The organism is Pseudoalteromonas sp. Cn5-37, from assembly GCF_021532495.1.
Taxonomy (GTDB): domain Bacteria; phylum Pseudomonadota; class Gammaproteobacteria; order Enterobacterales; family Alteromonadaceae; genus Pseudoalteromonas; species Pseudoalteromonas simplex.
In genome coordinates this window covers 154,708-181,446 of the sequence record NZ_JAKGBA010000001.1, presented here as the reverse complement: position 1 = coordinate 181,446, position 26,739 = coordinate 154,708, and the positions used below count along the sequence as shown (strand labels likewise).

The window sequence follows — 26,739 nt, the reverse complement described above, 5'->3', positions numbered from 1 at the left end:
CCAATTGGTGCCTTTTTTATGCTTTTTGATAATTAACGAACTTTTTCGTCAATCTCAACTAAGTCTGTTAAGTGGCAAATCTCACCACTGTGAGTTTTAATACCATGCTCACCGAAGTAGTCACGTTGTGCTTGAACAAGGTGACCATTACTTGGTGTTGTTAACGTCGCAATGTAAGTTTGCGTTGCTGTTAACACAGGGAATGCAAGACCAGATGCAACTGCTGCACCCGTTACCTTACGTAATGCTGCTGATTCACGCTGCATAGAATCAATAAATTCTACACCTTCAGCGACATTGTCTAAGTAATCTGCACGGATGATACAACCTGCGCGCCACGTTTGTAGCGTTTTAGAAAGATCTACTTTCCACTGATGCGCACGAGATGCACCTTTGATAAGGGCTAAACCTTGACGGTAAGCAAGTAAACTTGCCAATGTGAATGCATCTTTTAGCTCTGCTAAGTCTAAATCAACGGTATCAGTTGCTTTAGCAGCGTAAGTCATTTCTTTAGCAGCATGCGTATCACACGTATTTGTTAAGTGACGTGCTTGAACAGCCGCAACGAGTGATGGCACTGCAATACCAAGCTCTAGAGCATTTTGTGCAGTCCATAAACCCGTGCCTTTCGCGCCAACTTTATTGTCGATTAAATCAACTAGCGGCTCGCCTTCTGTCGTTTCAAGGCTTAAGATATGGCTTGAAATTGACAGTAAGTAGCTATTTAAAGTGCCTTCAGACCATTCATTGAAAATGTCAGCCACTTCTTTTGGTGAACGATTAGTACCTAAACGTAATAATTGATACATTTCTGCAATTAATTGCATTAGCGCATATTCAATACCGTTATGCACCATTTTCACAAAGTGACCACTTGCAGATTGGCCTACACGTGCAAAACACGACTCACCTTTGTAGCTTGCCGCTACTTTTTCAAACCACGGCTCAACACGCTCCCAGCCGCCTTCTGAACCACTTGCCATCATTGCAGGGCCGTGACGTGCGCCTTCTGCACCGCCAGAAATACCCATAGTGGCAAATTCAAATTTGTTTTGATATTTAAGTTTACGGCTAATGCCGTCTTTGTAGTTACTGTTGCCGCAATCTACGATAATGTCATCACAGTCAACACCTGCTTCTGCAAGCTCTGTACATACTTTATCAACCAATTCACCAGCAGGAACTAAAAGAAGAATCGAACGAGGCGGCTCTAAGCGTCTAACCATATCATTTAAATCAGACACAATATGTAAACGGTCTGCCAAACCTAATGCTTTCGCACAGCTTAGTAACTCGGCACCCGCATCTGGGTTTTTATCGTAAGCTACTAATGTCAGCCCTTTTTCAATCAGGTTGAGGGCAAGATTTTTACCCATAACGCCTAACCCTACTAATGCAACTTGCATTTAGTGTCCTCCTCGGTAACAACTATTGGTTAGTTAATCAAAATAATTACGCGCGCATTATACCCAAGCAGCCCAAAAATGCGAGCTTGACAGCCAACTTGAGATAAATCATCGAAATCATGAAGCGACGTTGGCCCCCAGTATATCAAAATAACCAAGGCATCGGACCAGATTTTTATAATACCCTTTAAAAAGGTATGTGTATTGACGCTACCTGACACCGGTGTCATAATAACGTCATTCACACTTTGTATACTCTATAATTAATACAAAGAGCCAGATTCTCATAAGTAAAAACAATCATTTTTTACTTATGAGTTCTACATTGTGCTTATGTATAAGCCTATATTAAAGGTTTATAGCACGACATTTTAATAGATAACCATCAATTCGCTTAATATATTTGAGCGCACAGGAGAATTTGATGCTAAGACGCACAAAAATTGTTGCGACCCTTGGACCGGCAACCGATCGCGATAACAACCTAGAAAAAATTATTCGTGCAGGTGCAAATGTGGTTCGTTTGAACTTCTCACATGGCGTAGCACAAGATCACAAAGACCGCGCTGAAGCGGTACGCAGCATTGCTAAGCGTTTAGGCAAACACGTTGCTATCCTTGCAGACTTACAAGGTCCTAAAATTCGTGTATCAACCTTCAAAGACGGTAAAGTAAACCTAGAAGTTGGCGCAAAATTTACCCTTGATGCAAAAATGGAAAAAGGCCAAGGCGACGTTAATGCAGTAGGTATCGACTATAAAGAGCTACCTAACGACGTTAAAACAGGCGACTTACTGTTATTAAACGACGGTTTAATCCAATTAACGGTAGATAGCGTTGACGGTGACCTAGTCCACACAACTGTTACTGTTGGTGGCGTACTTTCAAATAACAAAGGTATCAACCGTTTAGGCGGTGGTTTAACAGCCCCTGCTTTCACTGATAAAGATAAAGAAGATTTAATCACAGCGACTGAAATCGGTGTTGATTATATTGCCGTTTCGTTCCCACGCAGTGGTGATGACATGCGTTATGTTCGCTCTTTAGCAGAAGCTGCTGGCTCAAACGCACAACTATTAGCAAAAATCGAACGTGCAGAAGCCGTTGAAACTGTTGAAGCAATTGATGATATCGTACTTGCGTCTGACGCAGTGATGGTTGCGCGTGGTGACTTAGGTGTTGAAATTGGTGATGCAGCGCTTGTTGGTAAACAAAAGCTTATCATTAGCCGTGCTCGTTCACTTAACCGTACTGTTGTTACTGCAACACAAATGATGGAATCTATGATCGATAACCCAATGCCAACACGTGCAGAGGTTATGGACGTAGCAAACGCCGTATTAGATGGTACTGATGCAGTTATGTTATCTGCTGAAACAGCCGCTGGTGACTACCCTGAAGAAACAGTAGCTACTATGGCTCGCGTTTGTTTAGGTGCTGAATCACAAAAAGAAACTCACGTTTCTAAACACCGTTTAGACAGCCGTTTTTCATCAAATGCTGAATCAATTGCATTATCTGCGATGTATGCAGCTAACCACTTAGATTCTGTTAAAGCTATCGTGACTCTGACTGAATCAGGTAGTACAGCTAAATTGATGTCACGCATCAGCTCTGGTTTACCAATTTATTCATTATCACGTCATCCAAGTACGCTGGGCCAAACAGCACTTTACCGTGGTGTTTATCCTGTATTCTTTGATTCAACGAAGTGTGAAGACGAAAGCATGGTACGTGATGCATTAAACACACTTGTTGAGCAAGGCTCACTAGTTGCAGGTGATACTGTGATTTTAACTCACGGTGATGCAATGGAAACGATTGGTGCGACAAACACGATGAAGATTGTAACTGTTTAAGCTGTTACAAATTTTCAATAAAAAAGGCGCAATTTATTGCGCCTTTTTTGTTTTAACTTGTTTAGCTTAGAACAACTATTAGCTCGCCAGAGCTGCTTTCACTTTATCGCGATAGCTTCGGCTTACTTTTAGTTCTTGGCCGTTATCTAGCACTAAAAGATACTCACCACTTACTTGAGTTACAAGTTTGCTAATTTGCTTTGTATTCACAATGGCACTGCGATGAACCCGCACAAATAGTTGTGGATCAAGCTCTTGTTCAAGCTCTTTCATTGTTTTACGAAGGATATGTGTTTGCCCATCTTGGCAATGAAGGCACATATAATCACCAGCCGCATCAACCCATTGAATTGTAATAACAGGCACACGAACAATTTCGCCCTGCTCTTTTACAGCTAATGATTCTGGATAACGACGGTCAGCAAGGCTATCGCCCGTTGCTAACTTCTTTAAAATTTCTTCGCAATTATTGCCTGTAATACCTGCAACAAAGCTCGCTAGTTTTTTCTTATGGGCGTTATCTTGTTGCGTTTTTAAATAGGTATGCACTTTTTCTACCGCCTGTTTTAGTCTGTTGTCATCGACTGGTTTAAGAATATAATCCAACGCATGAATCTCGAATGCTTTAACTGCAAACTGGTCAAAAGCCGTTACAAACACAATAGCGGGTAATGGATTAACGCTCTCGCTAAGTGCTCTTGCAACTTCAAAACCGTTCATATTTGGCATTTGAATATCTAAGAAAACCAATTGAATATTGCCCGATAAGCATTCATCAATTGCTTCTTGACCATTGCTACATAAACGAATGACTTCTAAATCGTCAAATTCAGAAAGTCGAACAGCTAAGCCCTTTCTTGCTAGCGGTTCATCGTCAACGATCAAAGTTCTAATTTTGCTCATTTCTTAACAGCCTTTTCAAACGGAACGCGCAGATTAACTTTTAATCCACTTGGCGTATTGTCAGAGAGAACAAACGAGTAGTTGTTCTCATAAAGTGTTTTTAAGCGGTCCTGTGTATTAGCTATGCCAACGCCTTGAGAATTAACCAGTTGGCCATTTTTAAGCTCAGTGCCAGGACCATTATCGCCTACTTCCAATAATAGTTCATTTGCAAAAACTTGTGCTTTAATATCAATCACACCACCTTCATTTAATTGCGCTATCGCATACTTTATCGAGTTTTCGATAATAGGTTGGAGGATCAAGCTTGGTACCAAGGCTTCTTTTGCCTGCTCGCTTACGTCTACATTGACTTGTAAACGTTCATCAAAGCGTACTTTTTCAATTTCTAAGTACAGCATGAGGGCATGAATTTCTTGCTCTAACGGCACCTTTTTTATTGGGTCGGTATTGAGTGTGTATCGTAAGAAGTCACTCAATTTTGACACCATTAAATTTGCATCTTTGTTCTCTTTTACCAAAATTAAGGTTGAGATTGCATTTAGGGTATTAAATAAAAAGTGCGGATTAAGTTGATAGCGCAGCATTTTCAGCTGAGCTTCGTGCGCCATAGTGGTTGCTTTTAGAGCCTTTTGACGCTCACTTTGCAATAGCTGGTAATACTTAATACCAAAATACAAACCACTCCAACAAAGAATGATATAAACCGAATCTAAACCTTGTTGAAAGTAATAAAACCATTCATTTGGACGGTAACCGTGACGGTAGATTTCCCATAAATTGAATTTTTGTACAACGGCCCATAATGTGCCAGTTACATAGGAAGCACCAAAAACGACAAGCATTAATACCCAAGGTGAGGCATTCCACACTTTACGATACATATAACGTAAAGGTACTGTCATTAAACAGCCTGCATAAGCGTTTAATACAATAACAAATACGTAAATATCACGCATTTCAAAGACTTTTGAGCCGATATAATTAACTAACGCATACCCTATCCAGCCTGCAATTTGCAAAACCCAGAAAAAGCGTTGTCGATTATCAACTAATGATTGCCAATTCAAAATATCAGATTACCTTTCATAATTATTTTTATTATACCGATAGTCACGAGAACAAAGCACTGCCGCCTATCTTAATTTTTTATAGCCTTACCGCATTCTTCAGACATTAAAAAAGCGAAGGCCACAACAGCCTTCGCTTTTTATCTGCTTTATTTTTAAGCTAGTTTATCTGAAGCCACTTTATAATTTGGATCTTCAATCACATTCACTTCAACTAAATCACGCGCATTGTGTAATAGTTGAATACAATCAGGGCTTAAATGACGCAAATGCAGTTTCTTACCGACTTTTGCGTATTTTTCTGCAAGACTGTCAATCGCTTCAATCGCACTGTGATCAGCAACACGGCTATGTTTGAATTCAATGATCACGTCTTCTGGGTCATTTTTAACATCAAATAACTCGGCAAAGTTCTTAACCGAACCAAAGAATAAAGGACCATGAAGCTCGTACACTTTAGAGCCTTGCTCATCGATGTAATTGCTTGTGTAAATGTGTTTCGCATGCTGCCAAGCAAAAACTAAAGCAGAAACAATCACACCCACACATACCGCGATCGCAAGATCTGTTACTACGGTTACGCCAGAAACAAGCACGATAACAAAAGCATCAGACTTAGGTACACGTTTCATCATTTTGAAGCTTGCCCACTCGAAGGTACCAAGAACAACCATGAACATAACACCAACTAAGGCAGCTAGTGGGATCATTTCAATGAGACTGGCTGCAAAAATGATGAATGCTAGCAGTATGATTGCGGCACTAATACCAGATAAACGTGAACGACCGCCCGAGTTAATATTGATCATAGATTGACCAATCATCGCACAACCACCCATTGCACCGAAGAAACCACAGGTAATGTTTGCAGCGCCTTGACCAATACACTCTTTGTTACTGTGACCACGGGTTTCAGTAATTTCGTCAATTAAGGTCAGTGTTAATAATGATTCAATTAAGCCAATCGCCGCTAAAACTAAAGCGTAAGGGAAGATAATTTTTAATGTTTCAAGATTAAATGGCACCATAGGAATATGAAACTCCGGCAAGCCACCGGCGATCGTTGCCTGCTCATTACCTGTCATTCCTTTTAAGAAATCTAGTACAGTGCGCGCTTCTAAATCAAAGCCAATCACAATCGCTGTTACCGTTACAATGGCAGCTAACGATGAAGGTACAGCAGTAGTTAGCTTAGGTAAGAAATGAATAATAGCCATAGTTAACGCTACTAAGCCAAGCATAATATAAAGTGCTTGCCCTTCCATCCACTGTTGGCCACCCATACCGTCTGGTACTTTAAATTGACCCAGTTGCGCCAAGAAAATAACAATCGCAAGACCATTTACAAAACCAAGCATTACAGGGTGCGGAACCATGCGAATAAACTTGCCAAGCTTGAAGATACCTGCGAGTACTTGCAGAATCCCCATCAATAAGACGGTTGCAAATAAATACTCTACACCATGATCTAAAACTAAACTTACCATTACAACGGCTAGTGCACCGGTAGCACCAGAAATCATACCTGGACGACCACCAAAAATAGCCGTAATTAAGCCAACAATAAATGCGGCATATAAACCAACCAAAGGCTCAACATTAGCAACAAAAGCAAACGCAACCGCTTCTGGTACCAATGCCAACGCAACAGTCAGGCCTGATAGAATATCGTTTTTAGCAGAGCTTGGCGCTTTGCTGAGTAAGTTAAACATTAAGATCCTCTTTATAGTGAATGCATTTCGGCAAGGCGCAGAATTCTAGCAAAATCCGCAAAAGTTAACAATTATTAACAACAAAACGGCTAGTACCTAAAAGCACTAACCGTTTTCGAAAAATAAAACGTAGTAGAAAAAGATTAAAGAGGTAAAGACGTACTACGCTTAACGCATGTCATGGTCACGTTTGAGTGAACTTCTTGAACAAACTCAAGGTTTAATAGATTATCACGAACAAACTGCTCATAACCTTCAATACCTTTTGAAATAATACGAAGCATGAAGTCCATCGTACCAGCCATACTGTAACACTCGGTTACTTCATCATAGCTCATAATTAAACGTTCAAACTCAGCTAGGTTCGTTCTACCGTGGTTAGATAGACGAACATGGGCATAAACCAACATATCAAAGCCAAGCTTTTTCTCGTCAAGCAAAGCAACTTTACCTTTGATATAACCATCTTGCTCAAGCTTAGCAATACGACGCCAACATGGAGATTGAGATAAACCAACTTTATCGGCAATTTCTGCCGTAGATAAGCTAGCATCCTGCTGTAATAATGCCAAAATTTGGCGATCTACTTGGTTCAGAGACATTTTATTTCTTTTTCTGTAAAAATACTGGTTAAATTATATAACTGATTTAAATATCAGTCTGCCTATTTTCTACTGTTTGTGCAAAAAAATTGCAACTTTATACCAATCCACTTAATTAAAAAATTAGCCATTATTGCGAGTAAATATCAACCAAAACGCCCACTAATAAATGGATTTGTTTTTCGCTCATGCCCTACGGTGGTATTCGGACCGTGGCCTGGCAAAATAGCAACTTCATCAGAGAATGACAAAATCTCAGACTTAATTGATTCGATTAATTGCGCACTATCCCCTTTCGGGAAGTCAGTACGACCGACAGAGCCTTGGAAAATCACGTCACCCACTATCAGCTGTTCTGAACCTTGGTGGTAAAAAACAACATGACCAGGCGTATGCCCTGGGCAATGACGTACAGATAATTCAAGTTCACCCACTGTGATTGTATCGCCATGATTTAGCCACTTGGTTGGATAAAATGGTGTAACTGGTGCAAAACCAAACATTTGCGCTTGCATTGGTAAGGCATCAAACCAAAATTTATCTTCTAAATGTGGGCCAATGATATCAACGCTAAAATGCTCTGCGAGTTGCTTTGCAGCGCCCACATGGTCTAAGTGGCCATGTGTTAAATAAATTGCCTCCAATTGGCAATTTAAAGCAGCAAGTTCTGCTTGAAGTTTTTCAGCATCGCCACCTGGGTCAACCAAGGCCGCTTTATTCGTTTGCTCACAAATGATAATGCGGCAATTTTGCGCAAAGCCAGTAACAGGAACAGCTTTCACTTTCATGTTATTGTCCTTTTTGTAACTGCTCAAACGCCATTAAAATTGGGTATTTTAAATAGCCTTGATCATAAAACGGTGTACGCTCATAAAGCCAATGCAAGCGCGCATCAGCATCTTTAGCAAAGTTTTTATCTTCACGAATTTTTTTATCGAACTCTAAAGCCAATGCAGGTTTTTCTTTTAGCATTTGACGTGCGTACGGCATTAAAGCGTAATTCTCAACGTATTCAGTGCGCTGAAAAATAGTATTAAACTCGCCCCAAGCAAAGAATGAATCTGGCGCTTCTGGGTGTAGTAAGTGTGTAGCCAGTTCTGAGTATGGCTGCTCAGTTGAGACTTTGTACCAGCCGGTCATATCGACATTTTCTACGGTGTTGTAATCAAATGTCGCCTCTACACGAAAACGTCCTTCAAAAGGTGCTTTTGCAAATGAATAATCAGCAACGCTTGCTTGGGTTAATGGCTCAGAAACAGAACCATTCACTGTCGTTACCTCTACGCCGTGTAATTTAAGCTTACTTACCAATTGGCTGTACGCCGGCGGAATATAAAACGCTGCGGGAACGTTAACGGTCTTTTTAACCTCTTTCTGCCAGTAAATAGGCAAAGCGTCATAGTTTTTAACTTCACCTAAATATTTAACTTCAGCTTGCCCTGACAATGCACTTTCAGTTCTTGAATAAGCGATACCTTTAAATTCGATGGTATCTGGCTCTTTTGCATAACCACGTTCAACAACTAATTGTGTCGGTTTGAAATCGAGCTCTTTTTGAACCGCTTCATTAAGGGCTTTATCGTTTGCAGCTAAGGCGTCAATGGCACCATCAATAAATACATAAGTACCTAATACACGCTGCTTATAAGGTTTTAAAGAGTGGTTCTCAACTAAGATGGTCGGTAATGAACGTAAATCACCCCAGCCATTTGAAAAACGTGGTGTTGCCACCCAACCCGCTAAACCTTTTTTAAATTCGCGCTTGTCCATTACAAAAACCAGTGGACCAGGAATATGCCCAGCTTTTTCGAGTTTGGCATCAATAACAGGTTTAAATAGATTATCTAACGCTTGTGACACACTTGGTGATTCACTAGAAAAAACCGGATTATAGCCGTAGGTCACGTCATACTGATAATCAGCGCCATCGGTTACATGGACATCCACGTATAAATCTGGCTTAAATTGATTAATAACCTGCATCACACCTCGTACTTCGGGTGTATCAAGCTTAGTGTAATCACGATTTAAATTTAAATTTAGACCATTCGTTCTAAAACCCATTTCTACAGGGCCACGCTGATTAATTCGGTTGTATTGGCTACTACGCTCGTGACCATCAACGTTTAAAATAGGAATAAACAGAATATTGACTTTGCTGAGAATATCGCGGCGTTTACCTGTTGCAATATCGCGTAGCAACATAAACATGGCGTCTTTGCCATCAATTTCACCACTGTGAATGCCTGCTTGAATAAAGATAGTTGGTTTTGTATCAGCAACAAGCTGTTTGGCATCAAACAAACCTTGCTCATTTGCTACTAACATTTTAACCGCACGACCCGCACTGCTTGTTGCAATTGTCGTAACTTTGAATTGGGTAGGATTTGCTGCAACAAGGCGGTCTACGAACGCCATGGTATCGGCATAATTAGGCGATAAAGTGCCTTCACTTAATTCAAAATCTGTGGTTAAAGGTCCTTTTTCTTGCATTAAAGACACACTATCGCCTTGCCATGGCAATAATGGGGGTAAGTGGCTGTCTAAAGTTACTGCAGCAGATAAAAACACTAAACTCGCAAACATATCACTCTCAAGTGCGGTACTTATTCTATATTGGGGAAATTATAACAACTAATCTGAATGGATTGCGTAAACTGCGGTGATTCAACAAAAAAATGGAGCAAACGACATACGCTATGCAAAATCGTTGTTAATTATGAATATTAATTAAGATCAAAAAAAGGAGCACTAGGCTCCTTTTTAAACTTTATGAAAAGCGAAATTAAGCCGCTAGGCCTTCTTTTGCTTTTGCAACAAGCGCTGCGAATGCAACTTGGTCATAAACAGCGATATCTGCAAGGATCTTACGATCGATTTCTACAGAAGTCTTTTTAAGACCATTGATAAAACGGCTGTATGAAAGACCGTTTTGACGAGCTGCTGCATTGATACGTGCAATCCAAAGTTGACGGAAAGTACGTTTCTTAGCACGACGGTCACGGTAAGCGTATTGACCCGCTTTAGTAACTGCCTGGAAAGCTACGCGGTAAACACGTGAACGTGCTCCGTAGTAACCTTTAGCTTGCTTTAAAACTTTTTTGTGACGTGCACGTGCGATAACACCGCGTTTAACTCTTGCCATTTCTGAAGACTCCTATTAAGCGAATGGTAACATACGTGAAACTAGACCATGGTCATTCTTATGAACCATCATCTTAGGACGTAAGTGTAATTTACGCTTAGAAGTTTTCTTAGTCAGAATGTGACGAAGATGCGCTTGTTTACGCTTGAAACCGCCAGAAGCAGTTTTCTTGAAACGCTTAGCCGCGCCTCTGTGAGTTTTTAGCTTGTAAGCCATTGCAATAACTCCAAATGTATTGCTTAAAAATTAGCAAGCAGGCGAGAGATATAAAAATAGCTCTACTTTTAAGGCCTAACTTACTGCCATAATCCGGTGAAGGCTCACTACAAAAGCAGTGCAACCTTACTTATAACCGGTTATTTCAGGTGAACAGTAAACTGTTACTTGCAGACCTGAAATAAAATCGGTGCGTAATATACCCTGTTTATTGCTTTTTAGCAATAGGTGCCATCATCATAACCATCTGGCGACCTTCAACACGATTTGGGAATGATTCAACTTGTGAAACATCTTCTAAATCGGCTTTAACACGGTTTAATAATTCGATACCAATTTCTTGGTGAGCCATTTCACGACCACGGAAACGGATAGTGATTTTAGCTTTATCACCCGCTTCTAAGAACCTGCGTAAGTTGCGTAGCTTAACCTGGTAGTCACCTTCATCCGTACCTGGACGGAATTTGATTTCTTTAACCTGGATTTGCTTTTGCTTTTTCTTTTGTTCTTTTAGTTCTTTGCTTTTTTCAAAGATGAACTTACCGTAGTCCATAACCTTACAAACAGGTGGCTCAGCATTAGGACTGATTTCTACAAGATCTACACCCGCATCATCAGCGATAGCTTGCGCCTCTTTTAATGACACGATGCCAGCTTGCTCGCCGTCGATGCCAATTAAACGAACTTCTTTAGCTGTAATATCTTCGTTGATACGATTTTTTTGAGCTGTTTGTTGCCCTTTCTTGCCGCCTCTAATGGTACGATCCTCCAAGAATATAAAATAAAAAGCGTGTAGTTGGCTGTTTGTTTTGCCCTACACGCTCATGATTTATTGTCGATTTTTAATTTCTTCGCTTACTTTTGCAATGAAATCATCAACACTAAATTTGCCTAGGTCTTCACCTGTGCGAGTGCGTACTGCCACTTCTTGTTGTTCAACTTCTTTATCGCCAACAACAAGTAAATATGGAATACGTTTTAACGTATGTTCACGGATTTTAAAGCCAATCTTCTCATTTCTCAAGTCAGCAGCGGCTCTAATTCCAAGTTTATTTAATTTTTGTACAATTTGTTGCACATAATCTGCTTGTTTGTCCGTGATGTTCATGATCACAACTTGCTTAGGAGCAAGCCACGTTGGGAACAAGCCAGCGTATTCTTCAGTTAAAATACCGATGAAACGCTCAATTGAACCTAAAATCGCGCGGTGGATCATAACAGGTGTACGACGTTCGTTATTTTCAGCAACATAAGTTGCACCTAAACGACCTGGTAATGCGAAGTCTAGCTGTACAGTACCACATTGCCATGCACGGTCTAAACAGTCATAAAGTGTAAACTCAATCTTAGGACCGTAGAATGCACCTTCACCTGGTAGGTAATCAAACTCAATGTCGTTTGCTTTTAATGCATCAGCTAGCGCAAGCTCAGCTTTATCCCACATTTCGTCTTCACCGATACGCTTTTCTGGACGAGTAGATAGTTTTACAACGATCTTCTCAAAACCAAACGTTTCGTATGTGTCGTAAACCATTTTGATACATGCAGAAACTTCATCCATGATTTGCTCTTCAGTACAGAAGATATGCGCATCATCTTGAGTAAAGCCACGCACACGCATTAAGCCGTGTAATGCACCTGATGGTTCGTTACGGTGACAACAACCAAACTCAGCCATACGTAATGGAAGATCACGGTATGATTTTAAACCTTGGTTAAAGATTTGTACGTGACCCGGACAGTTCATTGGTTTGATTGCGTATTCACGCTTTTCAGATTCAGTTGTGAACATCGCATCTGCGTATTTGTCCCAGTGACCTGATTTTTCCCATAAACCACGGTCCATCATTAATGGGCCTTTAACTTCTTCGTAATCGTACTCACGTAATTTTTCACGAACGAAGTCTTCTAGTTCACGGTAAATGCTCCAGCCATCATTGTGCCAAAACACCATGCCTGGCGCTTCTTCTTGCCAGTGCCATAAATCAAGCGCTTTACCAATACGACGGTGATCACGTTTTTCAGCTTCTTCTAAGCGTTTTAAATACGCTTTAAGTTGCTTTTTATCTGCCCATGCAGTGCCGTAGATACGTTGCAGCATCTTGTTTTCAGAATCACCGCGCCAATAAGCACCTGCCACTTTCATGATTTTGAAATGTTGACAGAACTTCATGTTTGGAACGTGTGGACCACGACACATGTCGATGTATTCTTCGTGATGGTATAAGCCTGGACGATCATCTTTCGCGATGTTCTCGTCTAGAATTTCCATTTTGTATGTTTCACCACGCGCTTCAAAAGTATCGCGTGCTTCTTGCCAGCTTACGGTCTTTTTAACAACGTCGTAGTTTGTTTTAGCAAGCTCAAGCATACGCTTTTCGATAGCATCTAAATCATCTTGGCTTAAAGAGTGTTCCATATCGATATCGTAATAGAATCCGTTATCGATGGTCGGACCGATTGCCATTTTTGCTTCAGGGAAAAGCTGCTTAACTGCATGACCAATAAGGTGCGCACATGAGTGACGGATAATCTCTAAACCATCATCATCTTTTGCTGTGATAATTTCTAAACGCGCATCTTCAGTGATTAAGTCACATGCATCAACACGAGTACCATTAACACGGCCTGCAATCGTTGCCTTGGCAAGACCTGGACCGATATCGCTCGCTACGTCAAATGTGCTTACTGGGTTTTCAAAACTACGCTGACTGCCGTCAGGGAGGGTAATAACTGGCATTATAAATCCTTAATACAGTGGTGATGCCTACAATGCATCACATGTAATATTTTTAAATTAATTTTTAGTAACTCTGCAACGCTTTTACGAATAAGCATTGCTATTTAAGCTTGTATTTACTGAGTCCTCGCAAATACAAGCGACTATTGTCGCTGCTCACGTGCTCAAATACAAGTAGTTAGAAGAGTAAATTGACAATTAGTTAACTCATTTCATACTTAATGAGTCAGTACTTTTAGGGTGATGAAAATGCCAAACACGCGTTCTTTCAAGTTTGCTACATTTAACTTATTAAATTATACCGCGCCACCCTACTCGTTTTACCAATTACATGAACGCTATAACAATACACAATGGCTGCAAAAACAATTGTTTGTTGCTAATTTCTTAAGTGAGTCAACCCCTGATGTGGTGGCATTTCAAGAAGTGTTTAGTCAACACGCATTAGAAGTGCAGTGTAAAGAAGCGGGTTATGATTATTTTAAAACGGTCGATAGCCCGTCCCATGATGCGCTCTATCCGCAAGTGTTATTCAACCCTGTAGTTGCAATTGCGAGTAAATACCCGTTTAAATCAGCCGATGCACTGACGCCATGCCCTGAATTACTTGAGTACTTAAACAATCAAAATGAGTTCAAATTTAATCGCACACCGATTAAATGTATCATTGATTTACCTGATTTTGGTGAAGTCTGTTTTTATGTTGTTCATTTTAAGTCACAGCGTGTGCAATCAATGGCGCACATTCTTAATATTCATAACCTTGAAGATCCGCTCCTGCAGTTACTACATCAAACGGTGGGTACCATGCAGTCGCAAATCTCCCGCTCATTAGAAGCGTCTATTGTCTATTATGATGCACTGAAAACGCAGCGAGAAATGCAATGTGCAACACTTGTTATGGGGGACTTTAATGATGTACTTACCAGCCCAACTTTATCGTTTATGACTCAAGGCTTTCACCCCACTCGCTGTGAACCTTGTATAGAACAGAACGAACTTGTTGTTGGTCTGACCGACAGCTATGAGTTTAGCCGCTCATATTATGATAATAAAAACAAACCCTTTAGCCATTATTACCAAGGAAAAGGGAATGTATTAGATTATATTCTTGCTTCAGCGCATTTTAATCCCGATTGCCAAGCTTCGAAAGTTAAAGTGCTCGACTACGAAAGTTATGATAAGCATATTTCGCCAGGTAAATTAACCGAAGATATTAGTGTAAGTGACCACGGTGTTATCGCAATTAAAATTCATTTTTAAAGCACCTGTTTTTCATAACGTTAATTGCTATAATTGCGCAAATTAAGTTATTTAGAGAAAGACCATGAGAACATGTGGTGTAGAAATTACAGGTAGTGACGTACTGCTGTGCATTTTAACCAAAGACAATGATGTATTTGATATACGTGATGTCAGACAAACACGTTTTACCTTAGGCAATGGTAATGACACAGAAGTAATGCGTAAATTCCAATTTGATTTCAAAAAATTAATGGAAGATTACCAAATTGACTCTGTAGCAATCAAAGAGCGCCAAGCAAAAGGTAAGTTTGCTGGCAGCGCAAAAGGTTTCAAAATGGAAACGGCTATTCAGTTAATTGAACGCTTAGATGTGCAAATTTTATCTGCAACTGAAATCAAAGAGCAGCTTAAGCGCAACCCGGTGCCTATTGATTTTGAAGACACAGGCCTGAAAAAATTCCAAGAAAACGCATTCATTAGTGCTTACGTGTACATCATGCGTAAAACTTATAAGCAAGATGAGCCAAAAGCTTAATTGCTGCTTATTCTTAATAAAACGTGCTACGGCACGTTTTTTTATACCTCAAAAACCATCCTTTATTCTGCTTTATTAAAATTAAACTCTGTACATTAGTCTTATAAAGCTTTTCTTTGTCGACAATCTATGTTTAGTTAATCAAGTACGCATGTTTTGAAATCATCCTAAATGATTGTTTCAATTCTTTTGCATCAAGTCCATGACAACAAATTAACCGGACACGGAGAATACAATGCAGACAAAGAACACACACTGTAATGCGCTTCCACTTACTCAAAGCTATTATCAAGGCCGTACAGATATTCCTTTAATTGAAAAAACTATTGGACAGTACCTTGATAACATTGTCGACAATTACCCTGATCACCCCGCGATTGTGGTTCATCATCAACAGATCCGTTTAACCTATAGGCAATACCAGCAACAGATTAACAAGTTAGCAATGGGATTATTATCACTTGGCGTAAAACCTGGCGACCGGGTTGGTATTTGGTCTCCTAACAATATTGAATGGTGCTTAACCCAATTTGCTACAGCCAAGATTGGTGCAATTATGGTGTGCATTAACCCTGCATATCGACCAAGCGAATTAAAATACGCACTCAATAGTGTTGAGTGTTCAACACTTATCACAGCAAGTGAATTTAAAGCCAGTAATTATATAAGCATGCTGAATGAGCTCGCACCGGAACTTAAAGATTCACAAGCAGGTGAATTAAATTTAAACGCCCTGCCACACCTAAAAAACATTATTCGTATTGGTGATGAGCCTGCTACTGGCATGTTTAGCTTTAGCGATATCATGCAGCGCGCTACAGATGCCCATAAGCTGGAGCTTGATGCCATTGCGGCCACTTTACATTGTGACCAAGATATCAATATTCAATTTACCTCTGGTACTACAGGTAACCCAAAAGGAGCGACCTTATCCCATAAAAACATCCTCAATAACGGATTTTTGATGGCACAAGCTATGAAGCTGACACATGAAGATAAACTCTGTATTCCGGTACCTTTATACCACTGTTTTGGGATGGTGCTTGGCAATTTAGTATGTATAAGTAAAGGCGCTACAGCTGTTTTTCCGGGGGATTCTTTCGACCCTAAAACAACCCTTGAAGTTGTTGAAAAAGAACGCTGTACAGGCCTACATGGTGTTCCAACTATGTTTATCGCCGAGTTAGAGCTTAAAGATTTTGCAAACTATGACTTATCTAGCCTACGAACAGGCGTAATGGCCGGCTCAACCTGCCCTGAGCAAGTTATGCGAAAAGTACACTCATTAATGCATATGAAAGAAGTTGTAATTGGTTATGGCCAAACAGAATGTAGCCCTATCAATAACGTGACCGAAACCGACTCGCCTCTCGAAAAACAAGTTACCACAGTGGGCCGTGCATTAGCCCATACTGAAGTGAAAATTATCGACGAGCTGGGTGATATTCAAAAAGTTGGCATACCGGGTGAAGTATGTAGCCGTGGTGCTGGAATTATGCGCTGCTATTGGAATGATGAAGAAAAAACGAAAGCAACAATTGATCAAGACGGCTGGTTACATTCTGGTGACTTAGGAGTGATGGACGAAGATGGCTTTGTTGCTATCGTTGGCAGGATAAAAGACATGATCATCCGCGGTGGAGAAAACATTTATCCAAGAGAAATAGAAGAAGTTCTCTACACCTATCCAGGTATTCAAGATGCAGCCATATTTGGTATTAGCGATGAAAAATACGGCGAAGAAGTGTGCGCCTGGATCCAACCAAAAGATGATGCGGTACTTGATGAAAATGCCATTCGTGATTTTTTAAAAGATAAACTTGCCTATTTCAAAGTACCAAAGCACATCCGCTTTGTTGAAGAATACCCAATGACAGTAACAGGCAAGCTTCAAAAATTTAAAATGCGCGAACAAATGCAGGAACTCCTAAGCGAAAAGGCATTTTCGTAATCATTCACTTGCAAAGTACCCCCTAATTTCAAGCAAGCTCAGCACCGCTGAGCTTTTTTATTTAGATATATATTTAGACACCCATTTTAAATTTGAAGAGTTAACCGAGCTTCATATATAAAGACTAAATTTATGTAGACATCCAACTTAATATTTCTCAATTTTTGGAATTACAGCTAAGCTTATAGTGTTCAACTCATGGAGGAGAAGAGCATGGCAACCCCACGTAGAAACTTAATTAGCGTTTCAAACACGCCTTATTATCACTGCATTTCACGCTGCGTTCGTCGCGCTTTTTTGTGCGGGCAAGACCCACTAACTGGTCGTTCATATGAACACAGGCGCGATTGGGTTGAAAAGAAACTACTTCAACTTGGTCGTATATTTTGTATTGATGTTTGTGCTTACGCAGTTATGAGTAACCATACTCATCTAGTACTTCATATTGATATAGCAAAAGCAAATCGTTTGAATAATAAAGCAATTCTGATTAGATGGCACAAGTTATTTAAAAGTACATTCCTTTGCCAACGATTCTTAAATGGCGAATTGCTAACAAAAGCAGAGCTTTCTGCGATTAATGCCAGAGTAAATTTATATCGAGAGAGGCTCAGTAGCATCAGTTGGTTTATGCGCGTTCTTAATGAGAGTATTGCACGACAAGCAAATCAAGAAGATGAGTGTAAAGGACGCTTTTGGGAAGGTCGCTTTAAGTCACAAGCATTACTTGATGAAGCAGCTCTTGCAGCTTGTCTTGCGTATGTTGAGCTAAACCCTGTAAGAGCGAAAGCGGCTGATTTACCTGAGCAATCTGACTACACCAGTATAAAAACACGCATTGAGTCAGCTCAAAATAATAAGCAACCAAAATCACTTATGCGCTTTGCAGGTAAACCACGTAAGCATATGCCTAAAGGTCTGCCATATGAGCTCAAAACATACCTGCAACTCGTTGATTGGACTGGTCGCTCAATACGAGAAGATAAACCAGGGAAAATCCCTGAAGATGCATTACCAATACTTGAAAGACTAAATATTTGTACTGACAACTGGCTTACACTCGCCACTTCCTTTACCCGCTCATTTAAAAATACAGCGGGTAAAGAACAAGCAATCACAGCTTACACAAATCACATGAAACGAAAACGGAGAAGCTCTATAGCTAAGAGCCAAGCTTTATTTTGTTAATCTATTAAAACTACAAAACAATACTAATAAATATCTATTGATATAAATAAAAATATCGACGTTCTGAAATTACTTATGATATAAATTAAATAGCTAATTCTTCAGAGAGAGCAGTAATTAAGTACCAACTCCCTACTTTCATCTAGCCGAGATAAATCTCAATTATGCGATACTGCACTCATATCAATAAATAAAATGGGTGTCTTTATTGTTTATGTAAAAAATGGATGTCTCTTTAATTACATTTTATATTCTTAGAAAAAAGTGGGTGTCTAATTATATTGTCAAATCACTAAACAACACCTTGCTTTAACATTGCATCTGCAACTCGTTCAAACCCTGCTATATTCGCACCAAGCACCAAGTCGTGTTCATTAGAGTACTGCTTGGCAGTAACTGAAATAGTATTAAAAATGGATTTCATAACTTGCTGAAGTTTTTCATCAACTTGCTCAGATTGCCACTTTTGCATACTGGCATTTTGAGCCATTTCGAATTGGCTCGTCGCCACACCTCCAGCATTTGCGGCTTTGCTTGGCCCTAAGTAAACGTTGTGCTCTTTGAAAATCTTCATTGCTTCAGGTGTAGTGGGCATGTTGGCACCTTCGCACACAGTTAAACATCTGTTTTCTACAAGAGCTTTAGCATCATCTTTAGTAATTTCATTTTGAGTCGCACAAGGTAAAGCAATATCTGCTTCATATCGCCAAACTTGATGACCGTCACTTGGGTATTGATTGACAGGTGTGAAGTCAGCATCTTTATGTTCATTCAAATAATCTCTAAGCTCAGCACCACGTTCATTTTTTAGATGCATCACTAATTTTACGTCAAGCCCATTCTTACTATATAGCGTGCCCTTCGAATCGCTACAGCTAAGAATCACAGCATCGTACTCATCAAGCTTTTTCATCAGATAAAGTGCAACATTACCAGCACCAGACACTAAGCACCGTTTTCCTGTTAAAGAGTCGCCTTTCGCATCTAACATAGCACTTAGAAAGTAAGCAACGCCGTATCCTGTTGCTTCTGTTCTTAAAGAAGAGCCATTTAATGATTCAGGTTTTCCTGTTAAAACGCCACTAAATTGGTTTGTGATCCGCTTGTTCTGCCCAAACAAATAACCGATTTCCCTAGCGCCAACGCCTATATCACCGGCGGGAACATCTGTATTAGCACCTATATGACGGAAAAGCTCAGTCATGTATGACTGACAAAAACGCATAATTTCATGGTCGCTTTTGCCTTTGGGGTTGAAATCAGCACCACCTTTACCACCTCCTAACGGTAAACCTGTCAATGCATTTTTTAAGACTTGCTCAAAGCCCAAAAATTTAACCACACTTTGGTTAACGCTGGGGTGAAATCGTAGGCCGCCCTTAAAAGGACCTAACGATGAACTAAATTCAATTCTAAAACCACGATTAACCTGAACATTTCCAAGATCATCAAGCCAAGGAACCCTAAATATGACTTGCCTTTCTGGCTCTACTAATCGTTCAACAATAGAGTTTTTTTGATACTTATCATTAATCTCGAGATATTGATTAATCGAAGACAGAACCTCTTCAACAGCTTGATAAAACTCCGTTTCATTTGGATTAGAACTCTTTACTGATTTTAACACTTGCTCTATGTATTCCATCACTCATTCCTCTTCAAGCTGTTGAAAATAAGATTCTTACAAATTAAACTCATTTACGTAAAGAATCGATCACTCTTACCTAATCGTAAACACCATTGGCTGCTCACTATCATTTTTCCAATAATAACGTAAAGGCTCACTCTGAGTGTCATAAAACCACACCTCGGCCACCAGCTCTAATCCACTGTTAGCTAACATTAAACTAGATGACAGCTTGCTCTGTACCAATGGTGCACGAAGCAAACACTGGTTATAATCGGCTTTATCGTCGTCGCCTTTAAGACATATGTTTAAAAAGGCTCTGGTGTCACCAATATTCAAATCTACATCTACATCGAGCTCTAATTTACTACTTAAATTAAACTCAGGAGCAATCGTTAAATCATTCATCGTCTCAGGATCCACGCCAGTAGCCGGAGGTGTTGTCTCAGGTGGCATTGTATCTGTTGTAGGTGCTTGCGTTACATTTGTTCCAGCACTTTCAGTTGCAGAGTCGCCTTCACCACCGCCACCACACGCAGCTAACATTAAGCTTATGATCACTAAAGTATAATGTTTCATAATTATTCTCCTCTTGAAATCACGTTAGCAGGCTTAGCATTGTTGAACCACATTGGCTTTTCTTGTCCTTTTGATTCTGCAAATGCTTTAAAGTCGCTGTATGCATGGGTAATATCTACCCCTTCTTTAGGGTGAGCCCACGAAGTACCTACTTCAATTGCCCAAGGTAGACCTGTTTCGGTTTGGAAGTAAAAACCCTGCGCACTGTCAGATGAATCATCAGACTCTGCGAAAGAAAATAGTTGCATATCAAATTTTTCTGTCGGCTGCTGATTCTTAAGGTGAACCTCCCAGCTTCTAGGGTCTTTACCAACCAAGGCTTCACCATGATAGTGTCCATCAGCTGCAAATATGAAAGGATCTAATGTGTACTTAGGTGCATCAGCGGTTGCTGTACCTGGTAATAAATCAATAAACAATGAAAACGTGACTTTACTATTGCTATCACAACCCGTCTCGGTTCTAAAATAATTACAATTAGACTGTTTATCAATGTAATCCCAAGTATCAGGCATAATCACGAAAATAGCATCTTCAGTATTTTGCTCTAAGATCTCGTGCGTTTGTTCAAGACCATTAATCAGTAAACTAGTTTTTTCAGCATTAATTTGGCTACGTAAAATGCGTTTATCATTTGAACCTTCCACAGTCTCATATAACCTAACTGCAAAGCCATTATGAAAATCAGCACCTATCCCAACTAGCTCACCTTCTATTTTGTAACCTGTAGCCACACCATTTTGATCTATAATTGTAGTTCGATAGTTTATAACTAAATCATTGAAGTCATAATCTCCAGAAAATGGCCATTTATCCTCAAATGCAAGTGTTACCCAGCTATTTTCACCTGGGTAAACTAGGCTTCCCAATGTTGTTACAGAGTAATCTTCTACCTCCCCACCAATAACACCACCAGTTGCTGTAATTGGATTGGTTTCACTACCATCAGTTACACGAAAGCGAGACCAGGTTGTTCCCATAACGGCATCATCTGGAACATTAACCAGAATGCTATTATCGCCTTGGTTTAACCGATATTTAGACACCGTAATTTCATCCGCATCAAATTGGTAATTCTGATCCCAATCAAACCATGCGTATAGATATGTCTCGTCATTTGCAGAGGTAACAATAATTTGACTGGTATTGCCTGCTACCAAATCAGTGACGAACTTAACGCCGTCATCTGATTGATCATCAGGTGTTAAAAGTAAGTCTGAACGTGTATTAATATTCTCGCCATCTACTGTAGCACCTAAGTAAACCAAATTAGTTTGATCTGCATTTGGGTCAAATAAATGTCTTGCGCCACTGTCTTCGAGTGAGGTTTGATAAGGAGCTGGTGCATCACCAAAATCGATTGAATTATCCGTTACCTTTACCTCAGCAATTGCGCAGCGTGCACCATCATTTTGATTTGATGTAGGCCCTAAAGTAAACACCGCAGCAGTTGGCGTGTAACCGTTTACAGGGCTAATGCTAAGGTCTACTTTGTGTATTTTACCGCTTCGGTTATTACTAAAGTAAAACTGTCCTTTTACATCAAAATACCCAGCACCATTCGCTCCGGTATCACCAGCTATATCTAAGTTCGCCATAAATGTGGGTGTCTGATTATTAAGATCTATTTCGTATAAGTCGCCATTTGATTCAACTGCATACAAAAGGTTGCTATTAGGATGAAAAGCAAAATCATAAATAGCTAACCCCCAGCTAGCTGAACCCGCAACTAAATCAGCTTGATATTCATCAGCAGGCTCTGTCAAATCAATACCGTACAATCCGAATTTGGGATGATACAAATAATATACCGCCTGATTAGTTTCACTATTTACATGGATGTCACCCACATAGAAGTTAGTATCAGGCAGACCGTTAACCACGAGTCGTTCTAGTTGATAATCATCACCAATTTTGACAACACTCTTAGGGCTTTGCTTACTAAAGCCATACATATATTGGTCTTTATAGTTAAAACCCACAGCATTTACGCTTTCATTGTTTGTTTCGTCACTAAAGTTTAATGACGGTGCTAATACTGTCGCTTTAGCAGAGACCAAATCAATTCCAAACATTTGTGCAGGTGTACCTTGTATTAGAAATGCTTTACTTGGGCATTCTTCAAACGGAGCTGCGCTTACATAACTAGTGGCAAGCACTGATAAAAGACAGACGGGTATTTTGCTTTTCATAATTACACTCTCCTGTGGTTATGTAATTATATAAAGCAGCAATTGTTCCAAAATATAACTCATTAAAAAATAAGGTTTTAAATATTTTTTGCAGATCCTTTTTGCAAGATGCAACCATCTATATCGCAAAATGCAATTCTTTTTAATCACAAAAAACAAATTTACTCAACACAAAAGCATGATGTGCTAGAATTGCTTCAGAAAAAATAATAATAAATGTTAAAAATGAACTTTAAAGCTCTTGTTATTCTGCTGTGTACCTTGTCATTTGCATCAATTGCGTCAACTCTACAAGGCCACATTGATGAAGCTAGAACAATAAGCGATTACCAAGAACGCTATAAATATTTAACAAATATAGATAAACGCCTTATTGAATCTGCCAGTTTTGCTGAGCGATTAAGCTTTAATGTTAGATTAATTCACGTTCATATACACCTAGGTCAGTTTCAACAGGCGCAAAATATAGTAGAAGAACTTGAGTCTTCTCCAAAATATAAAAGTGACTCCTCTATTTATAGCGAATTGTATTTAGTCAAAGCTCGATTGGCATATAGTGCAAATAAATTAGAATCTGCAATTCACTTATCTCAACAAAATGTCGCGCTGTTTCAGCGTTTGCAACTCACCGATTACGAAATTGATGCCGTTGCGAGCCTTGTCAGTGCTTATCATAATGCAGGTGAATATCAAGCAGCCTTAAACTTGCTTGAGGTTTATATTCACGACAACAATCGAGAATTATCCTTAAAGCAAAAAGAAATGCTCTACCATGGTTATTCGCGTAATCTTGAACAGTTAGACCGGTTAACCCTTGCCCTAGAATATAAGCTAAAACGCCGTGAAGTTATTCAGCAAATGTCGCCGTCTATTTCATTACAAGCAGGTATAAGTTATTCAATTGCCCAAAGTTATTTAGATTTAGAACAATACGAAAAAGCAAAGAGCGAGTTTATTACAGCCCTTAGTTTTGATAGGCAAACGGGTTCACTGTCTGATATCGGACATAGTTTAGTTAAGCTATCCCAATGCGAATATGGACTTAAAAACTACCCTGCAGCACTTGCATACGCACAAGAGGCTAAGCAGGTCTTCGCTAGTTATAACAGTACGCGAAATACTGCCTGGGCAAACCATAATATTGCGATAAATTTGCTCGAAATAGATAAACCTGACCAAGCATTAAGCATTGAAAAACAAGTGCTCATTGAACTCAAGCAAGACGATCACTTATATATAGATGTATTACTTACATTAGCTAAGCTGTACATTGGCTCTACTGAGCACGAACAAGCTAAACATTATGCTGAGCAAGCCTACCAGTTAAGTAAGCAAAAAAATAAGCTGCAAAAGCAAATCATTGCCCTAGAACATTTGATCACTGTGACAGAAAAACAAGCTGATTATAAACAAGCCCTGTCGTATCAACGTGCTATTACAGAGCTTGAAAAAGGTTTTGCCCGTAACAACTACAACCAGCGTTTAGCTGAGCTACAAAACTCCATTGCAATGCGCGACCGCGATTTAGCAATACAAGATTTAAAACTCCAAGACAATGAAAAAAGCCAAGCTATTGCCGCACAACGTCAAGCTATTTTATACAGCGTCTTATTATTTAGCCTGCTTTTAGCTGCAATGGGCATTGCTTTATTAAGAATAAGACAGAGAAAACAGCTTATTGAACAGCGCCGAAATTATCTGGATAAACAAATCAGTCAACGTAGTAAGTTATTATCACAAGTAGCTCACGAACTAAGTGGTCCATTAACAGGGTTGCGCTTACACCTTGAAACGCTTCAAGCGGGTCTAACGCAATTTAATGAGCTTACTTACGAAAAACTTAACCAAAAAATCACCGACATGGCAACTTTAGTGACTGATTTAAATAAAATTTCACTTTTAGAACAAAGCAGTTTTCAGCTCAACGTAACAACAGTTAATGCGGCTGAGTATTTCCAAAGCTTACACGCAGATATGCTGATCCAGCTTGAAAAATTTGAAGTGACATTTACACAAAATGTTGCTGATGAACTAAGTTTTGAGTGCGATGCAACACGGCTTTCACAGTTATTTGCAAACTTAATCAGTAATTCGCTTAAGTACACAAATCACCCTGGTAAGATTAATTTGACGATTAGCCAAAACCAAACACAGCTTTTAATCTGCTATGAAGATTCAGCTCCTGGCGTCAGCGACGAGAGTTTAGCAAAGATTTTTGACCATCTTTATAGAGTGCCTGACTTAAAAACAGTGAAACAGTCAGGTTCAGGAATTGGGCTTGCGATAGTAAAACAAATTGTCGAAGCCCATAACTGGCGTATTACAGCTGCTCATAGCGAACTGGGTGGTGTCCGCTATGACTTAACGATTGCTATTTAGCAGATTTGTCTGGCCATTCGAACGCGCCAACATCGCCAGGAAATACAACCGGTGATTCAATACCGTCTTTGTTTACAGCCGCAACACCAAAATAGTAGTTATCGATAACAACATTTTTAAGGGTTGCTTCGGTTACCTTCCCAACATCGCGGCTAAACTGCCATTGTGGCTCACTGGTATAACGCCAATAGATTTTATAACTGACCACCGTTGGATCATCACTTTTATGCCACGCTAATGTTGTACTCGGCTTTACGGCACCTGAAATACTAACACCCGTTGGCGGCGCTGGAGCCCACGCCATTGAAGCCATTGTCACTGCATTGAGTGACGTTAATTTCGCCGCATAGGCAAAATCAACATGGTCGATGGTGTCACCATAAGTAATACCATTTTCAGTACGTAAGTCTTGATGCTGTTGATTATAGTTTTCGTTGGTTTCCATTATACGCACAGCGGCAAAGCCAACATCGTTAAATGGACGGTGATGCCCTCCTCGACCAAACCGATCGAGTCGATATACCAACATGGTATCTAGATTCTCGATGTAACGATCTGCGATTGTATCTATGTAGCGCGCAAGGTTACGACTTGCTGAGTCAACCTCACCACCCGTAAAACGGCGTTTATGAGCCTGGTCTTTCGTTTCAATAACGCGTGTGCCTTCAGAGAAAATACGTGCAGTTGTGTTATCTGTTACACCATTAATGCCCGTTGAATTACCAATCATGTCATTGTTTAAAACACCATGAACACGCCAATCATGCTCTTGTGCATATTTAGCTAAGATTTTACCGCCAAACAAGCCTTGCTCTTCACCAGATAATGCTGCGTAAACAATTGAGCCGTTAAATTTATACTTTGATAAAACTCGCGCCGATTCAAGCACGCCAGCCACTCCAGATGCATTATCGTTAGCCCCTGGCGCATCTGAGGTATAGTCCATAACATCAGACACTCTCGAGTCAATATCACCCGACATTATAACCATACGGTTTGCATCAACTTGACCACGCTGTATAGCCACAATATTGACCACGTCAACCGGGTTTGGAATACGCTTTTCACCGGAGATAGTGTCTTTTACCTCGATGATTTCTAGGCAGTTACCGCAAGCTTTAGAAATCGCCTCAAATTCAGACTTGATCCAACGTCTTGCAGCACCAATACCGCGCGTATCTGATTTCGTCTCAGAGAGAGTATGGCGAGTGCCAAAATCAACCAGCGTTTGAATATCTTGCTCTATACGTGTTTTAGAAACAGCACTTGCAATATCATGCAAAGCTTGTTGATCTTTATATTGAGGTGTTGTGGCATGAGCTGCCGAGACCAATAACAGCGATGAGCTAAACAAAGCACCCGTTGTTGTTATTTTACGCTTTAACATAGTT

At 39.9% G+C, this 26,739-nt stretch carries 21 protein-coding genes; 6 read left to right on the top strand and 15 right to left on the bottom strand.

Annotated features, from left to right (window positions below; genetic code table 11):
• Positions 1-32 precede the first annotated feature (32 nt).
• Positions 33-1,406, bottom strand: coding sequence for an NADP-dependent phosphogluconate dehydrogenase (gndA, locus tag L1266_RS00850; protein WP_054553937.1), 1,374 nt, complete (start codon positions 1,404-1,406; stop codon positions 33-35).
• Positions 1,407-1,830: 424 nt separating this feature from the next.
• Between gndA and pyk the strand changes: the two genes are divergently transcribed.
• Positions 1,831-3,264 (top strand): pyruvate kinase, encoded by a 1,434-nt coding sequence (pyk, locus tag L1266_RS00845; RefSeq protein WP_138601084.1) that lies wholly within the window; start codon positions 1,831-1,833, stop codon positions 3,262-3,264.
• A 78-nt stretch (positions 3,265-3,342) separates the two neighbouring features.
• On the opposite strand, the gene L1266_RS00840 is transcribed toward pyk, so the two are convergent.
• The 10 genes from L1266_RS00840 to thrS all read right to left on the bottom strand — a co-directional run bounded on the left by L1266_RS00840 (position 3,343) and on the right by thrS (position 13,652).
• A complete protein-coding gene (locus L1266_RS00840; RefSeq protein ID WP_054554883.1) occupies positions 3,343-4,167 on the bottom strand; it encodes a LytR/AlgR family response regulator transcription factor in 825 nt (274 codons plus the stop codon).
• Positions 4,164-5,237 (bottom strand): sensor histidine kinase, encoded by a 1,074-nt coding sequence (locus L1266_RS00835; RefSeq protein WP_054554884.1) that lies wholly within the window; start codon positions 5,235-5,237, stop codon positions 4,164-4,166. Before L1266_RS00835 ends, L1266_RS00840 begins: the two co-directional genes overlap by 4 nt.
• Positions 5,238-5,392: 155 nt before the next feature.
• Positions 5,393-6,949, bottom strand: coding sequence for a SulP family inorganic anion transporter (locus L1266_RS00830; RefSeq protein ID WP_054554885.1), 1,557 nt, complete (start codon positions 6,947-6,949; stop codon positions 5,393-5,395).
• Positions 6,950-7,092: 143 nt separating this feature from the next.
• Positions 7,093-7,551: an Lrp/AsnC family transcriptional regulator gene (locus L1266_RS00825; protein WP_036968198.1), complete on the bottom strand. Its 459-nt coding sequence runs from the start codon at positions 7,549-7,551 to the stop codon at positions 7,093-7,095.
• A 146-nt stretch (positions 7,552-7,697) separates the two neighbouring features.
• Complete coding sequence (locus tag L1266_RS00820) at positions 7,698-8,339, bottom strand: MBL fold metallo-hydrolase (protein WP_235376597.1); 642 nt, start codon at positions 8,337-8,339, stop codon at positions 7,698-7,700.
• A 1-nt stretch (position 8,340) separates the two neighbouring features.
• The gene (locus tag L1266_RS00815) at positions 8,341-10,137 is read right to left on the bottom strand and encodes a M14 family metallopeptidase (protein ID WP_235376596.1); all 1,797 of its coding nucleotides are present in this window, start codon (positions 10,135-10,137) and stop codon (positions 8,341-8,343) included.
• Positions 10,138-10,336: 199 nt separating this feature from the next.
• On the bottom strand, positions 10,337-10,696 hold the full coding sequence (gene rplT, locus L1266_RS00810) for a 50S ribosomal protein L20 (protein WP_036968189.1): 360 nt from the start codon (positions 10,694-10,696) through the stop codon (positions 10,337-10,339).
• 15 nt (positions 10,697-10,711) lie between these two features.
• Entirely contained in the window at positions 10,712-10,912 is a 201-nt protein-coding gene (gene rpmI, locus L1266_RS00805; RefSeq protein WP_054554888.1) for a 50S ribosomal protein L35, read from the bottom strand.
• Positions 10,913-11,120: 208 nt separating this feature from the next.
• Positions 11,121-11,684 (bottom strand): translation initiation factor IF-3, encoded by a 564-nt coding sequence (gene infC / locus L1266_RS00800; protein ID WP_235376595.1) that lies wholly within the window; start codon positions 11,682-11,684, stop codon positions 11,121-11,123.
• Positions 11,685-11,741: 57 nt separating this feature from the next.
• Entirely contained in the window at positions 11,742-13,652 is a 1,911-nt protein-coding gene (thrS, locus tag L1266_RS00795; RefSeq protein WP_235376594.1) for a threonine--tRNA ligase, read from the bottom strand.
• A 249-nt stretch (positions 13,653-13,901) separates the two neighbouring features.
• On the opposite strand from thrS, the gene L1266_RS00790 reads away from it, so the two are divergent.
• From L1266_RS00790 to L1266_RS00775, 4 genes are all read left to right on the top strand, one after another.
• A complete protein-coding gene (locus tag L1266_RS00790) occupies positions 13,902-14,915 on the top strand; it encodes an endonuclease/exonuclease/phosphatase family protein (RefSeq protein ID WP_054554890.1) in 1,014 nt (337 codons plus the stop codon).
• A gap of 64 nt (positions 14,916-14,979) precedes the next feature.
• Positions 14,980-15,432: a DUF3010 family protein gene (locus L1266_RS00785; protein ID WP_054554891.1), complete on the top strand. Its 453-nt coding sequence runs from the start codon at positions 14,980-14,982 to the stop codon at positions 15,430-15,432.
• Positions 15,433-15,667: 235 nt separating this feature from the next.
• On the top strand, positions 15,668-17,383 hold the full coding sequence (locus tag L1266_RS00780; protein WP_235376593.1) for an AMP-binding protein: 1,716 nt from the start codon (positions 15,668-15,670) through the stop codon (positions 17,381-17,383).
• A gap of 213 nt (positions 17,384-17,596) precedes the next feature.
• Positions 17,597-18,571: a transposase gene (locus L1266_RS00775; protein ID WP_235376592.1), complete on the top strand. Its 975-nt coding sequence runs from the start codon at positions 17,597-17,599 to the stop codon at positions 18,569-18,571.
• Positions 18,572-18,863: 292 nt separating this feature from the next.
• Here L1266_RS00775 and gdhA read toward each other — a convergent pair whose 3' ends face one another.
• The 3 genes from gdhA to L1266_RS00760 form a co-directional block, all read right to left on the bottom strand.
• Positions 18,864-20,216, bottom strand: a complete 1,353-nt coding sequence (gdhA, locus tag L1266_RS00770; protein ID WP_235376591.1) for an NADP-specific glutamate dehydrogenase — start codon at positions 20,214-20,216, stop codon at positions 18,864-18,866.
• Between the two features lie 75 nt (positions 20,217-20,291).
• Positions 20,292-20,777: a hypothetical protein gene (locus L1266_RS00765; RefSeq protein WP_235376590.1), complete on the bottom strand. Its 486-nt coding sequence runs from the start codon at positions 20,775-20,777 to the stop codon at positions 20,292-20,294.
• Positions 20,778-20,779: 2 nt separating this feature from the next.
• Positions 20,780-22,969 carry an LruC domain-containing protein gene (locus L1266_RS00760; RefSeq protein WP_235376589.1) on the bottom strand — a complete coding sequence of 730 codons (2,190 nt, stop codon included), beginning with the start codon at positions 22,967-22,969 and terminating at the stop codon, positions 20,780-20,782.
• A 225-nt stretch (positions 22,970-23,194) separates the two neighbouring features.
• Between L1266_RS00760 and L1266_RS00755 the strand changes: the two genes are divergently transcribed.
• Entirely contained in the window at positions 23,195-25,348 is a 2,154-nt protein-coding gene (locus L1266_RS00755) for an ATP-binding protein (protein ID WP_235376588.1), read from the top strand.
• Here the strand turns inward: L1266_RS00755 and L1266_RS00750 are convergent.
• On the bottom strand, positions 25,341-26,735 hold the full coding sequence (locus L1266_RS00750) for a M28 family metallopeptidase (protein WP_235376587.1): 1,395 nt from the start codon (positions 26,733-26,735) through the stop codon (positions 25,341-25,343). The genes L1266_RS00755 and L1266_RS00750 overlap by 8 nt on opposite strands.
• Positions 26,736-26,739: the final 4 nt, after the last annotated feature.